12 protein-coding genes are annotated in these 15,860 nt (G+C 65.5%); 7 read left to right on the top strand and 5 right to left on the bottom strand.

The features are described from left to right. Nucleotides 1–201 precede the first annotated feature (201 nt). Nucleotides 202–951 (bottom strand): HAD-IIA family hydrolase, encoded by a 750-nt coding sequence (locus tag BN1132_RS16150; protein WP_042078821.1) that lies wholly within the window; start codon nt 949–951, stop codon nt 202–204. Between the two features lie 207 nt (nt 952–1,158). Here BN1132_RS16150 and BN1132_RS16155 point away from each other — a divergent pair, with 207 nt between their 5' ends. After that, a complete protein-coding gene (locus tag BN1132_RS16155; protein WP_042078823.1) occupies nt 1,159–2,178 on the top strand; it encodes an adenosine deaminase in 1,020 nt (339 codons plus the stop codon). Between the two features lie 90 nt (nt 2,179–2,268). On the opposite strand, the gene BN1132_RS16160 is transcribed toward BN1132_RS16155, so the two are convergent. The 4 genes from BN1132_RS16160 to BN1132_RS16175 all read right to left on the bottom strand — a co-directional run bounded on the left by BN1132_RS16160 (nt 2,269) and on the right by BN1132_RS16175 (nt 7,434). Then, the gene (locus BN1132_RS16160) at nt 2,269–3,255 is read right to left on the bottom strand and encodes a zinc-binding dehydrogenase (protein ID WP_042078824.1); all 987 of its coding nucleotides are present in this window, start codon (nt 3,253–3,255) and stop codon (nt 2,269–2,271) included. Between the two features lie 150 nt (nt 3,256–3,405). After that, a complete protein-coding gene (locus tag BN1132_RS16165; protein WP_042078825.1) occupies nt 3,406–4,515 on the bottom strand; it encodes an alkene reductase in 1,110 nt (369 codons plus the stop codon). Between the two features lie 173 nt (nt 4,516–4,688). Next, nucleotides 4,689–6,230, bottom strand: a complete 1,542-nt coding sequence (locus BN1132_RS16170; RefSeq protein WP_042078826.1) for a TerC family protein — start codon at nt 6,228–6,230, stop codon at nt 4,689–4,691. A gap of 277 nt (nt 6,231–6,507) precedes the next feature. Then, nucleotides 6,508–7,434, bottom strand: a complete 927-nt coding sequence (locus tag BN1132_RS16175; RefSeq protein ID WP_042078827.1) for a cation diffusion facilitator family transporter — start codon at nt 7,432–7,434, stop codon at nt 6,508–6,510. A gap of 169 nt (nt 7,435–7,603) precedes the next feature. On the opposite strand from BN1132_RS16175, the gene ydiJ reads away from it, so the two are divergent. From ydiJ to BN1132_RS16205, 6 genes are all read left to right on the top strand, one after another. Next, nucleotides 7,604–10,663 carry a D-2-hydroxyglutarate dehydrogenase YdiJ gene (gene ydiJ / locus BN1132_RS16180; protein WP_042078828.1) on the top strand — a complete coding sequence of 1,020 codons (3,060 nt, stop codon included), beginning with the start codon at nt 7,604–7,606 and terminating at the stop codon, nt 10,661–10,663. Continuing rightward, entirely contained in the window at nt 10,663–11,151 is a 489-nt protein-coding gene (locus tag BN1132_RS16185) for a hypothetical protein (protein ID WP_042078829.1), read from the top strand. Before ydiJ ends, BN1132_RS16185 begins: the two co-directional genes overlap by 1 nt. 126 nt (nt 11,152–11,277) lie before the next feature. After that, nucleotides 11,278–11,739 carry a hotdog fold thioesterase gene (locus BN1132_RS16190; protein ID WP_042078830.1) on the top strand — a complete coding sequence of 154 codons (462 nt, stop codon included), beginning with the start codon at nt 11,278–11,280 and terminating at the stop codon, nt 11,737–11,739. A 180-nt stretch (nt 11,740–11,919) separates the two neighbouring features. Further along, nucleotides 11,920–13,833, top strand: a complete 1,914-nt coding sequence (locus BN1132_RS16195) for a DEAD/DEAH box helicase (RefSeq protein WP_042078831.1) — start codon at nt 11,920–11,922, stop codon at nt 13,831–13,833. A gap of 200 nt (nt 13,834–14,033) precedes the next feature. Continuing rightward, entirely contained in the window at nt 14,034–14,939 is a 906-nt protein-coding gene (locus BN1132_RS16200) for a LysR family transcriptional regulator (protein ID WP_042078832.1), read from the top strand. A gap of 104 nt (nt 14,940–15,043) precedes the next feature. Further along, nucleotides 15,044–15,860, top strand: an 817-nt coding sequence (locus BN1132_RS16205; protein WP_042078833.1) for an MFS transporter, incomplete at its 3' end; no start/stop codon positions are given.

Here is a 15,860-nt window from a genome sequence, read left to right on the forward strand (position 1 = left end):
CAGCGGGGTGGGGGAGACGGGGTGCTGGTCCAGCAGGATCCAGTCGTTCAGGCTCTTCATGGTGCGTCCTTGCGGTGGCGAGGGGAGCATCCTGCTCCCGTTTAGTTTGTTTAACAATGTTGCGGTTACGTTAAACGAAACGGGCCCCCTTTGCCAAGGGGCCCGTGTTGTGCGCTTGCCGCCCGGGGGCGGGGCAGGGGATCAGACGATGTCGATGTCGACCACGGAGTCGAAGATGTGGTTCGGTCGAAACGGCATGCGGTCGATGTCCGCCACCTTGCTCACCCCGGAGAGCACCAGCACCGTCTCGAGACCGGCCTGGAAGCCTGCCAGGATGTCGGTGCGCAGGTTGTCGCCGATGATGATGGTGTCGTCGGAGTGAGCCTCCATCCGGTTGAGGGCCGCGCGAATGATCCAGGCGCTCGGCTTGCCGACGTAGAAGGGCTTCTTGCCGGTCATCCGCTCGATGGGGGCACACAGGGCGCCGCAGGCCGGGTACATCAGGGGGCCGTGGGTGTCGGGGTTGGTGGCGATGAAGCGGGCCCCCTGATCCACGAACTTGGCGCCCTGCTGCATCATGGTCCAGTTGTAGTTGCGGGTCTCCCCCACCACCACGAAGTCCGGGTCGATATCGGTGATGGTGAAGCCGGCTTTATAGAGCTCGTGGGTCAGGGCCCCTTCGCCAATCACATAGGCCTTCTTGCCATCCTGGCGCTTGAGAAAGTCGGCGGTGCCCATGGCGGAGGTGTAGAAGCACTCCTCGGGCACCTCTATTCCGGCGGAGCGGAAGCGGTTTTGCAGATCTTTCTGGGTCTGGGCCGGGTAGTTGGTGAGGAACAGGAGCTTGCTGCCCTGCTCCAGCAGGCGGTGGACGAAGCGGTCGGCGCCGGGCACCAGATCGTTGTTGTGCAGGATGACGCCGTCGATGTCGCAGATGACGCTTTTTTTCATGGGGACTCCTTGTGTAGGCGCAAGAGGCGGCGGAACGTTGCGCCAACCCTCAAGATCTTCAAATAGTTATGTTGTTTTTTGTGACGCCATTATAAGGCGCTTTGATGACAAGTCTCCCCCGGCGCGCCAGATGGGTGCACAATGGAAGACAAGGGAGGGCGCCGCCCCGGCGGTGCCCGCACGGAGTCTGACGATGGAGCCGTCATCATGGAGCACTTTATTGCCGACTTGCCCAAGCTGGAACTGCACCTACATATCGAGGGGACCCTCGAACCCGAGCTGATGTTCGCCATCGGCCAGCGCAACGGGGTGGCGCTGCCCTGGCCCGATGTCTACAGCCTGCGCGCCGCCTATGAGTTCGACGGCCTGCAATCCTTCCTCGATCTCTACTACCTGGGGGCCAGCGTGCTCGTCACCGAGCAGGATTTTTTTGACCTCACCTGGGCCTATCTGGAGCGCTGCGCCGCCGACAAGGTGGTGCACGTGGAGATCTTCTTCGATCCCCAGACCCATACCGCTCGCGGCATTGCGTTCGAGACGGTGCTGGGGGGCATAGAGCGGGCGCTGCAGGAGGCGGAGCGGGTGTTCGGTATCAGCTGGCGCCTTATCATGAGCTTCCTGCGCCACCTGAGCGAGGAGGCGGCCTTCGCCACGCTGGCAGAGGCAAGCCCCTTCCTCTCCCGCATCCACGGCTTCGGTCTCGACTCGAGCGAGCTCGGCAACCCGCCCGGCAAGTTTGCCCGGGTCTTTGCCCGCTGCCGGGAGCTGGGGCTGCCGGTGGTGGCCCACGCCGGGGAGGAGGGGCCGGCGGCGTACATCTGGCAGACCATACGGGAGCTTGAGGTGAAGCGCATCGATCACGGGGTGCGCTGCAGCGAGGATCCCGAGCTGGTGAGCTATCTGGCGGATACCCGGCTGCCGCTCACCGTCTGCCCCCTCTCCAACGTGCGGCTCAAGGTGTTTGACGAGATGGCGCACCACAACGTGCTGACTCTGCTGGAGCAGGGGCTCTGCGTCACCATCAACTCCGACGATCCCGCCTATTTTGGCGGCTACCTGACGGCCAACTTCCAGGCGCTGGTGCAAGCGCTCGGCGCTAGCCGGGAGCAGCTCTGCCGCCTGTGCCTCAATGCGGTGGAGGCGAGCTGGCTGAGCCTGACGGACAAGGTGCGCCTGACCCGGGACATTCGCCAGCATGCTGCGTTGCACGGGGTGAGCCTGCACTGAGCCAGGCGCCGATGAAGATGAGAGGCAAAGAGGCCCGCCATCACTGGCGGGCCTCTCTCTTGTCAGCCTCGGCGGCGGGCCGAGCGGGTATCAGGCCACCCGCACCAGAAACTTCTCCCCTTGCCCCTCGCGCTTGAGACGGTCGAGCAGGGCGGGCAGCGCCTCGAAGTCGCCGATCACCAGCGGTGGCAAACCGAGCTCGCCGCTCGCCATTTGCGCCATCATGGTGACCCCGGCCGCCACCAGACGGCTCCACTGCCGGTCGGTGCCGAAGGCGTGCTGGGCCCCGAGCGCAATCTCGTGCAATGAGTGGCAATGACTAAAGGGGGGCTGCGGGTTGCTGGCGATGCGCCCGAGCACAGTCACCATGTGGCCGTAGTAGCCCAGGGCCGGCAGCAAGGCTTCGGCCTGCTGGCTGGAGACCAGATCGATGATCCCCTCGAAGGGTTCACCGCCGTTGGCGGCCTGCAACTGGGCCAGCCAGTCGGGATCCCGATAGTCCGCCACCCCCTGCACGCCTAGCTGTTTGAGCCACTGGTGGTGGCGCGGGCTGGCGCTGGCAAAGACCCGTGCCCCCTGCCTGAGCGCGAGCTGCACCGCGAAACGCCCCACATTGCTGCCTGCCCCCGTGATGAGCAGCGCCTCCCCGTGCAGGCGCGGCAGCTTGGCCAGCGCCTGCCAGGCGGTGAGGCCGGGGCAGGGCAGTGCGGCGGCGGCCTCGTCGCTCAGGGCATCGGGCACCGGCAGCAGGGCGCGGGCCGGCACGCAGCTGTGGTGGGCGAAGCTGCCGCCGTGGCGCAAGTCGGTGTGATAGGCGACCCGGGCGCCGAGGCGCAGATGGCTGACGTTGGCGCCCAGCGCCACTATGGTGCCCATGCCGTCGACGCCTGGCACATGGCCTGGCTGCCACTGGGGGTGGCCATGCTCGATGAGTTTCCAGTCCACCGGGTTGAGGGCGATGACCCGATTGGCGATGAGGACGTCGTTGGCCCCGGGGACGGGGAGCGCTTGCCGGGTGAGGGTGAGCTGGCCCGGCTCGCCGGGGGCGTGCCAGCACCAGGCCTGGGTATGGCTCATGGTGACTCCTTGTTGGATGGGGGGGATCCCCTGATTGAATAAGGTAGCGCGACAACACCATTCTCCATGGTTGCAGTCACAAGACAACGAGGCGGGCCCCCGCTGGTGGGGCCCGCCCGGGCTGTCGGTCGTCTCTGCGAGCTGGCCGCCTCAGGCCTGCGCGGCCTCATAGGCGGGATAGTCGGTCAGCCCCTTCTCGCCGCCGCCAAACAGGGTGGCGGGATCGTGGGGCGCGAGGGGGTAGCCGTGGCGCAGCCGGTTCGGCAGATCCGGATTGGCCACGAAGGGGCGGCCGAAGCCAATCATGTCGGCCCAGCCCGCCGCGAGGGCGGCGCGAGCCCGCTCGCCGTCGTACTTGCCCGCGTAGATGAGGGTGTTGGGGAAGGCGTCCCTCAGCCCCTGCTTGAAGCTCTCGGCCATCAGGGGCGCATCGTCCCAGTCCGCTTCGGCCACGTGCAGGTAGACGATGTCCATCTCCCCCAGCAGGCGGGCGGCGGCCAGGTAGGTCTCCTGGGGGTTCGCATCCACGGTGCCGTTCAAGGTGGTGAGGGGGGCCAGGCGCACGCCAACCCGATCGGACCCGATTTCGCGGCAGACCGCCTCGGTCACCTCTTTCAGGAAGCGCAGCCGGTTCTCCAGGGAGCCGCCGTAGCCATCGGTGCGGGCGTTGGACTCGGAGTCGAGGAACTGGTTGATGAGGTAGCCGTTGGCGGCGTGCAGCTCGATGCCGTCGAAACCGGCCTCCATGGCGTTGCGGGCTGCCCGGCGGAACTGGCCCACCACGGCGTCGATATCGGCCTGGGTCATGGCGCGCGGGGTAACCGTCTCCACAAACCCCGGAGCATCGCTGCCGTTGTCGACAAACACCCGTACCCCTTTCGCCTGGATGGCGGAGGCGGAGATGGGCTGGGTGCCGCCGATGTTGTCGGGATGAGTGACTCGGCCCACGTGCCAGAGCTGGGCGAAGATGGTGCCCCCCTTGGCGTGGACGGCATCGGTCACCCCCTTCCAGCCCGCGATCTGTTCGGCGCTGTGGATCCCCGGGGTCCAGGCATAGCCCTTGCCCATGGGATCGATCTGGGTGCCCTCGGAGATGATGAGGCCGGCCCCGGCGCGCTGGGCGTAATAGGTGGCCATCATGGCGTTCGCCACGTCGCCGGGCTGGCTGGCGCGGGAGCGGGTCATGGGGGGCATGACGATGCGGTTGGCAAGGTGCAGCTGGCCGAGGCGCAGGGGGCAGAACAGGTTGTCGTGGCTCATGGTGAACTCCTCATCTTGGAATGGAGGAGACTCTAGAGGGGATGGTCGTTGTGAAAAAGAGGGGGTATTGCAGAAGAGAATTGCCGTTTTCACAGCAATGGGTCGAACTCCCCGGGTTGTCGCCATAAAAAAGAGGGCCGGCGGCCCTCTCTTCATGTCATTGCCGTCGGGGATCAGGGGGCGAGCGGCGTGACCCGCACCCGCTCGATGCGGCGCTCGCTCACGCCCATGACCTCGAAGCAGAACCGGCCGAGCTGCAGCTGCTGGCCCACCTCGGGCAGGCTGCCGAAGTGGGAGAGCAGCATGCCCGCCAGGGTAACGTACTCGTCGCTCTCGCTCACCAGGCCGTCGCAGTTCAGGGCCTGCTCGACCTGATGGATGTTGGTGCTGCCGTTGATAAGCCAGCCGGCGCCGTCGATGACCACGTCCGGGGCCTCGTCCTCGTCCGGCAGCTCGCCCACGATGGCCTCCAGCAGGTCGTGGGTGGTGACCAGCCCCTGGATGACACCGAACTCGTCCGCCACCAGGATGAGGCTGCCTCTGGCCTGGCGCAGCTCCGCCAGCAGCCGGATCACGTTGATGGTCTGTGGCACGATGACGGGATCGTTCTGCCTGGCCAGCTCGGCGAGGGATTGTCCCTCGTTCAGGGCAAACAGCAGATCCCGGGCCTTCACCACACCGATGATCTCGTCCAGCTCCCCGTCGCAGACCGGGAACAGGCTGTGTGGGGCCCGCTGCAGCAGGGCGCGGATCTCCTCGGCGCCGTCGTTCACATCGACCCACTCCATCTCGGCGCGGGGGGTCATGATGGTGCGGATGGAGCGCTCGGCCAGGGAGAGCACACCGCTCACCATGTAGCGCTCCTCCTCACCGAAGCCGGGGGGCAGGGGAGCATCCTGCTCCTCTTCTTCGTCCTCCTGCGGGTGTGCCGAGCGCTTGTTGCCCCCCATCAGCTTGAAGATGGCGGCCGTGGTGCGCTCGCGCAGGGGCTGGCGCGCCTCATGGCGCAGGGCGCTGCGCTGGGCGAGCTGGTTGAAGAACTCGATGAGTACCGAGAAGCCGATGGCCGCGTAGAGGTAGCCCTTCGGAATGTGGAAGCCGAAGCCTTCCGCCACCAGGCTGAAGCCGATCATCAGCAGGAAGCTCAGGCAGAGCACCACCACCGTGGGGTGAGCGTTGACGAAGCGGGTCAGGGGCTTGGAGGCGAGCACCATCACCACCATGGCGATGGTCACGGCCGCCATCATGACGCCGAGGTGATCCACCATGCCGACGGCGGTGATGATGGAGTCCAGGGAGAAGACAGCATCCAGCACCAGGATCTGGGCGATCACCACCCCGAACCCGGCATAGACGCCGGTCGCGCCCTGCTCCTCCGGCCTGGCCTCGAGCCGCTCGTGCAGCTCTGACGTCGCCTTGAACAGCAGGAACAGGCCGCCCCCCATCAGGATGAGATCCCGCCCCGAGAAGGGGTGATCCCAGACGTGCAGAATGGGGGTCGTGAGAGTGACCAGCCAGGACATCACGCTGAGCAGCCCCAGGCGCATCAGCAGGGCCAGAGACAGGCCGATGATGCGCGCCCTGTCCCGCTGGGCGGGGGGCAGCTTTTTCACCAGGATGGCGATGAAGACCAGGTTGTCTATCCCGAGAACGATTTCCAGGATGATCAGGGTAAGCAGACCGACCCAGATAGAGGGGTCCAGCAGAAATTCCATGTCATAAACCTCAATGAAGACAGATGCAGTGAATCGCGGTCACGGCAAGGACGCCGTGGTGACAGGGGCGTTCGCTTCAGAGGCGTTGGTTGAGCAGGTACAGATAGGCTTTGATGGGAAAAGACGAAGGGCTACTTCGGGGATTGTCCATGATGGGCAATAAAACCTCGGGTCAAAAGTGAGCCCTGATGATAGCGGTTGGCACCGTTTTGGCAAGAGGGAACCCAGGAAGATGTGATGACAGGGGGAGGCGCGGATGGCCTCCCCCTCAGGGGCGTTACAGCCAGCGTTTCTCGCGGGTGAAGCAGACCGAGAGCCAGGCATCCCCCAGGGTGTCGCCGAGGCGGGACCAGAGCTCCTGGCGCAGGGCGTCCTGGCGTTCGACGGGCCACTCCTGGCCGGGGGCCACCAGGATGTTGAGTTCGAGATCGAAGCGGCGGCCGCTTTTCGCCAGGTGGCTGTAGCACTCGATCCCATGGCGCAGGCGCAGGGCCTCGACTTCGCTGGCCACCAGCCGGGAGACGTCTCCCTTGGGGGCAATCTTCAGCACTTCCCGCAGGTTGCGGCCCAGCACCTTGATGGGAATGAGGGTGGCACACAGGGCCAGCAGCGAGACCAGTACCGGGTCTATGAAGCGGTTGTAGTGGCCGTAACCCAGGGTATCGAGCCCGATGGCGACCAGGAAGCCGATGAGCAGGGTGGCGCTCAGCAGGGTGTCCACCAGCCACTCCTTGGAGTCCACCCGCACCAGCTCGGAGTCGACCCGCTCGGCCACGTCGGCTTCGATGAGGTAGAGAATGCCGCAGAAGAAGGTGGAGACGACGGCATAGATGAGGGCGTGGCCGAGATCGATTTCCCGTCCGCCCGCCAGCAGGGTGGTGAGGCCGTTGTAGAGTGCCGCCAGACAGAGCAGCAGAATGATGGCGCCGTTGATGACGTTGGCGATGGGTTCGAAGTGGGCGTAGCCGTACTGGAAGCGAGCGTCTGAGGGGCGGGTGACCAGGTAGGCGGTGATGAGTCCGAGGCCCGTCATGCCCATGCTGAACAGGGTGAAGATGCCGTCGAGCATGATGGCGTTGGAGCCGACGAAGAGGCCATAGCCGATGCCGAAAATGGCAAAGGTGATGCAACCAAACAGCGACAGGGTCAGCGCCTGTTTTTCGGTGCGGATCAGTGTACTGATAACATGGCTGTGATTAGCCATAAGAGTCCTCCTTTCAAATGGTGAAGATTGCGCGCGCAAGCGGTTTTCTAGCTGATATACTGCCCGCTCACATGTGAGCGGACTGGTTCGGGGGCCCGCGAAGAGGCTGGCCCGAACGGTCGTTGTCGCCGGAGTTCCGGCATCAAGCAAAGGAAGGGAACAAGGATTCATGATCCCGAGACTCGATTACCAGGACAGTTTGTCACCTACAACCCTGCAGTTTCTTGAGTTGCTGGCGCGCTCAGCATTTCGTGGTGATATCGAAAAGTCTTATGCAAGCCGGTTGGCGATGGCGACGGATAACAGCGTCTATCAGGTCGTACCTCAGGCGGTGCTCTATCCGCGCAGCGCGGATGACATAGCGGTGATGCTCAAGCTGGCCCAGGGGCCCGAGTACGCGGCCTTGAGTTTCTTCCCTCGCGGCGGCGGTACCGGCACCAATGGTCAGTCCTTGGGCGGCGGCATTATCGTCGATCTCTCGCGCCATATGAACCAGATCCTGGAAATTAATCTGGAAGAGGGTTGGGTACGGGCCCAGGCCGGGGTGGTCAAGGATCAGCTCAACGCCTATCTGAAACCCCACGGCTACTTCTTCTCGCCGGATCTCTCCACCTCGAACCGCGCCACCCTGGGGGGCATGGTCAACACCGACGCCTCGGGGCAGGGGTCCCTCGTCTACGGCAAGACTTCGGATCACGTGCTCGGCCTCAAAGCCGTGCTGGAGAACGGCGACATCATGGCCACCGAGCCGGTCAGCGGCACGCGTCTGGCGGACAAGCTGGCCCTGGAGAGCCGCGAGGGGGAGATCTATCGCACCCTCTATCGCATCGGCAAGGAGCGCCGCGCCGACATCGAGGCCACCTTCCCCAAGCTGAACCGCTTCTTGACCGGTTACGATCTCAAGCATCTCTATATCCCCGAGAGCGACACCCTGGACGTGAGCAGGGTGCTGTGCGGCTCCGAAGGGTCCCTCGGCTTTATCACCGAAGCCAGGCTTAACATCACCCCCATCCCGCGCTACCGGACCCTGGTCAACGTCAAGTACGACAGCTTTCCGTCGGCCCTGCGCAATGCCCCCTTTATGGTGGAGGCTCACGCCCTGTCGGTGGAGACGGTGGATTCCCGGGTGCTGGGGCTGGCCCGCGCCGACATCATCTGGCATTCGGTCAAAAACTTGATCCAGGATGTGCCCGGCAAGGATCTGCAGGGGCTCAACATCGTCGAGTTTGCGGATACCGACGAGGCCGAACACAAGGCCAAGGTGGCCGAGCTGTGCCGGCGCATCGACGCCCTGCTGGCCAAGGGGGAGGCGGGGATCATCGGCTATCAGGTGTGCGACCACCTGCCGAGCATCGAGACCATCTACGCCATGCGCAAGAAGTCGGTGGGGCTGCTCGGCAACGCCGAGGGGCGCAAGAAGCCGGTGGCCTTCACCGAAGACACCGCGGTGCCGCCGGAGTCTCTGGCGGACTTCATCATGGAGTTTCGCGCCCTGCTGGATGCCCATGGCCTCGACTACGGCATGTTCGGCCACGTGGATGCGGGGGTCTTGCACGTGCGCCCGGCGCTGGACCTGTGCGACCCCGAGCAGGAGGTGTTGCTGCGGCGCATCTCGGATCAGGTGGTGGCCCTCACCGCCAAATACGGCGGCCTGATGTGGGGGGAGCACGGCAAGGGGTTCCGCTCCGAATACAGCCCCGCCTTCTTCGGCGAGCTGTGGGAGGAGCTGCAACGGGTCAAAGGCGCCTTTGATCCCCAGAACCGCGTCAACCCCGGCAAGATCTGCATGCCCTATGGCAGCGGCGCTTCGCTTGTCTCGGTGGACGGGCCCAAGCGCGGCAAGTTCGATCGCCAGATCCCGCTGGCGGTGCGCACCAGCTACACTCGGGCCCTCGATTGCAACGGCAACGGTCTGTGCTTCACCTTCGAGACCGACTCCCCCATGTGCCCCTCGGTCAAGATAAGCAAGGACAGGCGTCACTCCCCCAAGGGGCGGGCAGGGCTGATGCGCGAATGGCTGCGCCAGCTCGCACAGCAGGGCTTCGATCCCCTGGCCGAGGAGGTGGCGCTGCAAAGCGGCGGCCTGCGCGTCAAGCAGATCGTCGACAAGTTCCGCAACACCCTGGCCCGCGCCCGCGGTCAGTATGACTTCTCCCACGAGGTGATGGAGGCGATGGAGGGGTGCCTCGCGTGCAAGGCGTGCACCAGCCAGTGCCCCATCAAGGTGGACGTGCCCACCTTCCGCGCCCGTTTCATGCAGCTCTATCACAGCCGCTACCTGCGCGGGCCCAAGGATTACTTCGTCGGCACCGTCGAGAGCTATACCCCCCTGCTCGCCAAGGCCCCCAAGCTGGTCAACTTCTTCCTGGAGAAGGAGTGGGCCCAGAAGGCGAGCGAGAAGAGCATCGGCATGGTGGACGTGCCGCTGCTCTCGGTACCGACCCTGGCCGAGGAGCTGCGCGATCACAAGGCCCGCTACTTCGACCTGCCGGGTCTGGAGGCCATGAGCCCCGAGCAGCGTAAAAAAGTGGTGCTCATCGTGCAGGATCCCTTCACCAGCTATTACGACGCCCCCGTGGTGCGTGACCTGGTGAAGCTCGCCAGCAAGCTCGGGCTGCAACCCTATCTGCTGCCGTTCAAGCCCAACGGCAAGCCCCAGCACGTGAAGGGCTTCCTGCGCGCCTTTGCCCGCACCGCGGCCAGCAGCGCCCAGTTCCTCAACAAGGTGGCGGCGCTCGGCATCCCCATGGTGGGGGTCGACCCCTCCCTGGTGCTCTGCTATCGGGACGAGTACGTGAAGGCGCTGGGCCCGGCCCGCGGCGACTTCCAGGTGCTGCTGCCCCAGGAGTGGCTGCTTTCCCTGTCGGCAGAGGTGCTGCCGGTGCGAGAAGCGCATGCCGCTGCCGAGCCCTGGTATCTGTTTGCCCACTGCACCGAGAAGACGGCGAAACCCTCCACCCACGGCGACTGGGGCACCCTGTTTGGCCGCTTCGGTGCCCGGCTGCAGCCGGTCTCGGTGGGGTGCTGCGGCATGGCGGGCACCTATGGTCACGATGCCAAACAGGTGGAGAACTCCAAGGGCATCTATGGCCTCAGCTGGGCCGAGCCCCTGGCCCGCCTGCCCAAGGAGCGTTGCCTGGCCACCGGTTATTCGTGCCGTAGCCAGGTCAAGCGGATGGAGGGGGAGAAGCTCAAGCACCCGTTGCAGGCCCTGCTGGAACTGCTCTGATGCTCAGCCTCCCCAAGGGATTTCGGGTGCCAAAGGCCCATCGGCACCCGCATTTTCTGTTGCTGCCGGTCAGCCCGGATCAGGCGGTGGTGGAGTTCGTCGCCATGCTGCGCGAGCGCGAGCAGCTCCATCAGCTGTTTCGCCCGGACGACGTCTGGCCCTCCGACCACTTCGGCCTGAGCCAGCATGAGGCCGATCTGGAGTGGCAGCGCTCGGAGTTTCTCGCCAAGCGCTCCTTTGCCTACGGCCTCTGGAGCCCGGATCGGGAGCCCGAGTTCTGGGGCGGCGTCTACCTCTATCCCTCGGTGCTGCCGGAGGTGCAAGTGGAGCTCTTCTTCTGGAAGGTGGCCGAGGCGCCGCTCACCGATGCCGAGCTTGAGGCCGAGCTGCGCGCCTGGCTCGGCAAGGTGTGGCGCTGGCCCGAGCCCCGCCTGCCGGGACGGGAACTGCCCTGGGCCGAGTGGCCAGGGGTGACCTATCCCTGGTGATCTCCAGCCCGGATACAGGATGCCCCACGCGGGGCATCTTTTTTTTCCGTCCTTTTTCGTCGACACTGCACGTTCGCCGACACAGCTCGACGATAACTCATTGATCACGCAAGGAGTCCGCTCGCCATGAGTCAAGATAACGCCCCCATCTGGCGCAAGCCCATGAGCCTGGAGGGGCTCAACGCCAGCTCCCGCCACACCCTGATGGCCCACCTCGACATCGTCTACACCGCCTTTGGTCCCGACTGGCTGGAGGCCACCATGCCGGTGGATCACCGCACCCATCAGCCGCTCGGCATGCTGCACGGCGGGGCGTCCGTGGTACTGGCGGAGACGCTCGGGTCTCTGGCCGCCAACATGGCGGTGGGGGAGGAGAACTACTGCGTGGGGCTGGAGGTCAATGCCAACCACCTGAGGGCCAAGCGGGAAGGGGTGGTGACGGGACGCTGCTGCCCGCTGCATCTGGGGGCGACCACCCAGGTGTGGCAGATTGAAATCCGCGATGAACGTGGGCGTTTATTGTGCACCAGCCGATTGACCATGGCGGTGCTCAAACACAAGCGGGGCAAGGACTCGAGTGATGAGTGATCGGCAATAACGCACCATGAGTGCAAAATAAGCAAGCCATAGTCGCGAGATCCCTCTATAATTGCCAACGTCTTGAGAGGCCTATCACATTTTTCAAGACAGCAGAACAAAGTGGCGCTATAATCGCCGCCTTTTTGCTATTCCGCGGTGTTAGCCGCCTGCCTTAATCTGGAAGAATCTATGTCTGATACCGAACAACTGCCCCTTTTTAGTGAGCTTGGACTGGCCGCGCCCGTATTGAAAGCGCTGCAGGACGTGGGCTATGAGCGCCCGTCCCCCATCCAGGCCGCAGCAATTCCCCACCTGATGGCGGGACACGATCTGCTGGGGCAGGCGCAAACCGGTACAGGGAAGACCGCTGCCTTTGCCTTGCCTCTGTTGTCTCGTCTGGAAGCTGGTAACCGCAACACCCAGATCCTGGTGCTGGCGCCGACCCGCGAACTGGCCCTGCAGGTGGCTGAAGCGTGCCAACGCTATGCCCACCACATGCCCGATTTCCACGTGCTGCCCATCTACGGCGGCGCCTCCTATGAAACCCAGACCCGCGCCCTGCGCCGCGGTGCCCAGGTGGTCGTCGGTACCCCGGGCCGTGTGATGGACCTGATCCGTCGCAAGAACCTGGACCTCTCCGGCCTGAAGGCCCTGGTGCTGGACGAAGCGGACGAAATGCTGCGCATGGGCTTCATCGACGACGTGGACTGGATCATGGATCAGTGCCCGGCCGGTCGTCAGGTCGCGCTCTTCTCCGCCACCATGCCGGAGCAGATCCGTCGCGTGGCCCAGAAGCACCTGAAGCAGCCCAAAGAGATCAAGATCGCCTCCAAGACTGCGACCGCCACCACCATTCGCCAGCGTTACTGGCAGGTGACCGGTCTGCACAAGCTGGACGCCATGACCCGTCTGCTGGAAGTGGAATCCTACGAAGCCCTGCTGGTGTTCGTGCGTACCAAGAACGCCGCCGAGGAGCTGGCTGGCAAGCTGGCCGCCCGCGGTCACGCCTGTGAGGCGCTGCACGGCGACATCCCGCAGAAGCTGCGTGAGCGCACCGTCGACAAGCTGCGTCAGGGCCAGCTGGACATTCTGATCGCTACCGACGTGGTCGCCCGTGGTCTGGACGTCGAGCGCATCACCCACGTGGTGAACTACGACATCCCCTACGACACCGAATCCTACGTGCACCGTATCGGCCGTACCGGTCGTGCCGGTCGCAAGGGCGAGGCCATCCTGTTCGTGGCTCCTCGCGAACGCCGCATGCTGCGCGCCATCGAGCACGCCACCCGCCAGGCCATCGAGCCGATGAAGATGCCGAGCACCGAGGACATCAACCAGCACCGTCTGGCCAAGTTCAAGGAGCGCATCCGCGAGACCATGATGGGCGAGGAGCTCGAGATCTACCACAACCTGGTGAACGAGCTGATCGAAGAGGATTCCGCCGATCCGCTGGAGCTGGCTGCCGCGCTGGCCAAGCTGGTGCAGGGCGACCAGCCGCTGCTGCTGGACGACTCCATCCCGGATCCGCTGCTGAACGCCGGCAACGATCGCGGTGGCTTCGAGCGCCGTGAGTTCAACGACCGCGGTGGTCGTGACTTCGGCAACCGTGACTTCGGTGACCGCGGCGATCGCCCGGCCCGTCGCATGCCGTCCCTGGAGCCGCGTCCGCTCAAGGACAACCCGGACGTGGAGATGGAGCGTTACCGCGTGGACGTGGGTGCCCATCACGGCGTCAAGCCGGGCCAGATCGTCGGCGCCATCGCCAACGAGGCGAACATCGAGAGCCGCTTCATCGGCAACATCGACATCGCCGACGACTTCTCCACCGTCGACTTGCCCAAGGGCATCAGCGCCGAGGTGCTGGAGGTGATCAAGAAGGCCCGTGTCTGCCAGCGTCCGCTGCAGATCACCCGCTACACCGAAGTGCCGGCCGGCAGCAACACTGCCCCCCGTCCGCCCCGTGGTGACCGCCCCTTCAACAAGGAGCGTCCTTTCAACAAGGATCGCCGTCCCAGCGGTGACCGTCCCTTCAACAAGGGTGGGGAGCGCCGTGAAGGTGGCTTCAACAAGGATCGCAAGTTCAGCAAGCGCCGCGACAGCTGAGTCCGGATCCTGCTGACAAGAGGCCGCTCATGATGAGCGGCCTTTTTTATGCGCGCTGCGCAGGGTGGACTCGCTCCTCGCCGCCTTGGCGACGTCCTGTTGCCTCTGGTGCCGCAACGCAAGAGTGGAGCCGGCCAGGGCCTGGTGTTACCTTGGCCGGGCGGCGTGACGCCGTCGTAGCCGGGGATTGAGGGGGAAGCATGGATCGATTGGGGATGATGGAGGTGTTCGTGCTGGCGGTGGAGACAGGCTCCTTCTCGGCGGTGGCCCGCCGGCTGGGGCTGGGGCAGCCCACAGTCTCCAGGCTGATCGCCCAGCTGGAGGAGCACCTCGGCAGCCGCCTGCTGCTGCGTTCGACCCGCGGCCTGACGCCCACCGAGGCGGGGGAGGCCTATTACCAGAAGGCCAGGGAGATCCTGCTCCAGGTCAACGAGGCCGAGGCCATGGTGCAGCAGTGCCGGGCCGGGCTGAACGGACGCCTGCGGGTGAGCGCCCCCGTCACCTTCGCCCGCCTGCACATCATCCCCCGTCTTGCCGGCTTTCTGGCGGACCATCCCGGACTGGAGCTCGAGATCCTGCTGGATGACGGCAACATCGATCTCATCCCGGCCGGCATCGACGTCGCCTTGCGGCTGGGGGCACAGGCGGACTCGGCGCTGGTGGCCCGCCGCCTCTCCCGGTGCGGGATGCGGGTGCTGGCCACCCCGGCCTATCTGGCGACCAGGGGGGAGCCGGCCTCTCCCGGGGATCTGCAAGACCATGAGCTGGTGATCTACAGCCCGAAACCCGGGATGGGGCAGCAGTGGCGGTTTCATCGGGGGGAGGAGGAGGTGACGGTGTCGGGGCGTGGCCGGCTGACGGTCTCGGCGGCCGAGGGCATGCGTGCCGCCGTGCTGGCAGGGCTGGGGCTTGGCATCGCATCGGAGTGGATGTTCGCCCCCGAGCTCGCCAGCGGGGAGGTGGTGGCGGTGCTGCCTGCGTGGCAACTACCCACGCTGGATCTCTGGGCACTGCTGCCGGCTGGCCGCGAGCTCAACGCCAAGGCCGGCGCCTTCCTGAGCTTCATGGCAGGCCACTGTGGTCTGGGGCATGCGCAGGCGGAATAGCTGTTATGGCGTGAGGCCGCCTACTGGCGACCCGCGTCCCCGGGTAGGCTGTGTGCATCCGGCCCGCCTCAGCGCGGGATCCATTCAGCCAAGAGGATGACAACGTGAGCACATCGCAACCCAGCCCCTCCCTGCTCTTCGCCATGGCCCTGTCGTGCGGCCTGGCGGTCGCCAACATCTATTACAACCAGCCCATGCTGGCGGTGATGGCCAACGACTTTCCCGGGCAGCCCGCCCTCGCCCTGATCGCCATGCTGACCCAGCTCGGCTATGCCGCAGGCCTGCTGCTCCTGGTGCCGCTTGGCGATGTGGTCGAGCGCCGCTGGCTCATCGTGGGGCAGTTCGGGCTGATCGCCCTGGCCTCCCTGCTGGCCGCCACGGCCAGCGGGGCCACCAGCCTGATGCTGGCCTCTGTGCTGCTCGGCATCGGTGCCACGGCGGCCCAGCAGATAGTGCCGGTGGCGGCGACCCTGGCGGCTCCGGCCCGACGTGGCGCCGTGGTCGGCAGCGTGATGAGCGGTTTGCTTGCCGGGATCCTGCTCAGCCGCACCCTCGCCGGGCTGGTCACCGCCTACGGCAGCTGGCGTGCCATGTTCTGGCTCGCCGTACCCCTGGCCCTGCTGGGGGCCCTGCTGATGGCCAGGACGATCCCGCTCGGGTTGCCGCGCACCACCCTGGGGTATGGCCGTCTGCTGCGCTCGCTCATGGGCCTGTGGCGGGAGGAGCCCGCCTTGCGCCGTGCCACCCTGATCCAGGCCCTGTTGTTTGCCTCCTTCAGCGCCTTCTGGACAGTGCTGGCCTTCTATCTCGCCGAGCCCGGCTACGGGCTGGGGGCCGATGTCGCCGGCCTGTTCGGCGCCATCGGGGTGGCGGGGGTGGTGGCCGCCCCGCTGGCGGGCCGGCTGGCGGACAGCCTGGGGG

Origin of the sequence: Aeromonas sanarellii (assembly GCF_000820085.1) — a bacterium.
Lineage (GTDB): Bacteria > Pseudomonadota > Gammaproteobacteria > Enterobacterales > Aeromonadaceae > Aeromonas > Aeromonas sanarellii.

Coding starts and splice junctions, on each gene's coding strand:
- BN1132_RS16185 (WP_042078829.1), top strand. CDS start 10,663: ATGCTCAGCCTCCCCAAGGGATTTCGGGTGCCAAAGGCCCATCGGCAC.
- BN1132_RS16190 (WP_042078830.1), top strand. CDS start 11,278: ATGAGTCAAGATAACGCCCCCATCTGGCGCAAGCCCATGAGCCTGGAG.
- BN1132_RS16150 (WP_042078821.1), bottom strand. CDS start 951: ATGAAAAAAAGCGTCATCTGCGACATCGACGGCGTCATCCTGCACAAC.
- BN1132_RS16160 (WP_042078824.1), bottom strand. CDS start 3,255: ATGAGCCATACCCAGGCCTGGTGCTGGCACGCCCCCGGCGAGCCGGGC.
- BN1132_RS16200 (WP_042078832.1), top strand. CDS start 14,034: ATGGATCGATTGGGGATGATGGAGGTGTTCGTGCTGGCGGTGGAGACA.
- BN1132_RS16195 (WP_042078831.1), top strand. CDS start 11,920: ATGTCTGATACCGAACAACTGCCCCTTTTTAGTGAGCTTGGACTGGCC.
- BN1132_RS16175 (WP_042078827.1), bottom strand. CDS start 7,434: ATGGCTAATCACAGCCATGTTATCAGTACACTGATCCGCACCGAAAAA.
- BN1132_RS16155 (WP_042078823.1), top strand. CDS start 1,159: ATGGAGCACTTTATTGCCGACTTGCCCAAGCTGGAACTGCACCTACAT.
- ydiJ (WP_042078828.1), top strand. CDS start 7,604: ATGATCCCGAGACTCGATTACCAGGACAGTTTGTCACCTACAACCCTG.
- BN1132_RS16170 (WP_042078826.1), bottom strand. CDS start 6,230: ATGGAATTTCTGCTGGACCCCTCTATCTGGGTCGGTCTGCTTACCCTG.
- BN1132_RS16165 (WP_042078825.1), bottom strand. CDS start 4,515: ATGAGCCACGACAACCTGTTCTGCCCCCTGCGCCTCGGCCAGCTGCAC.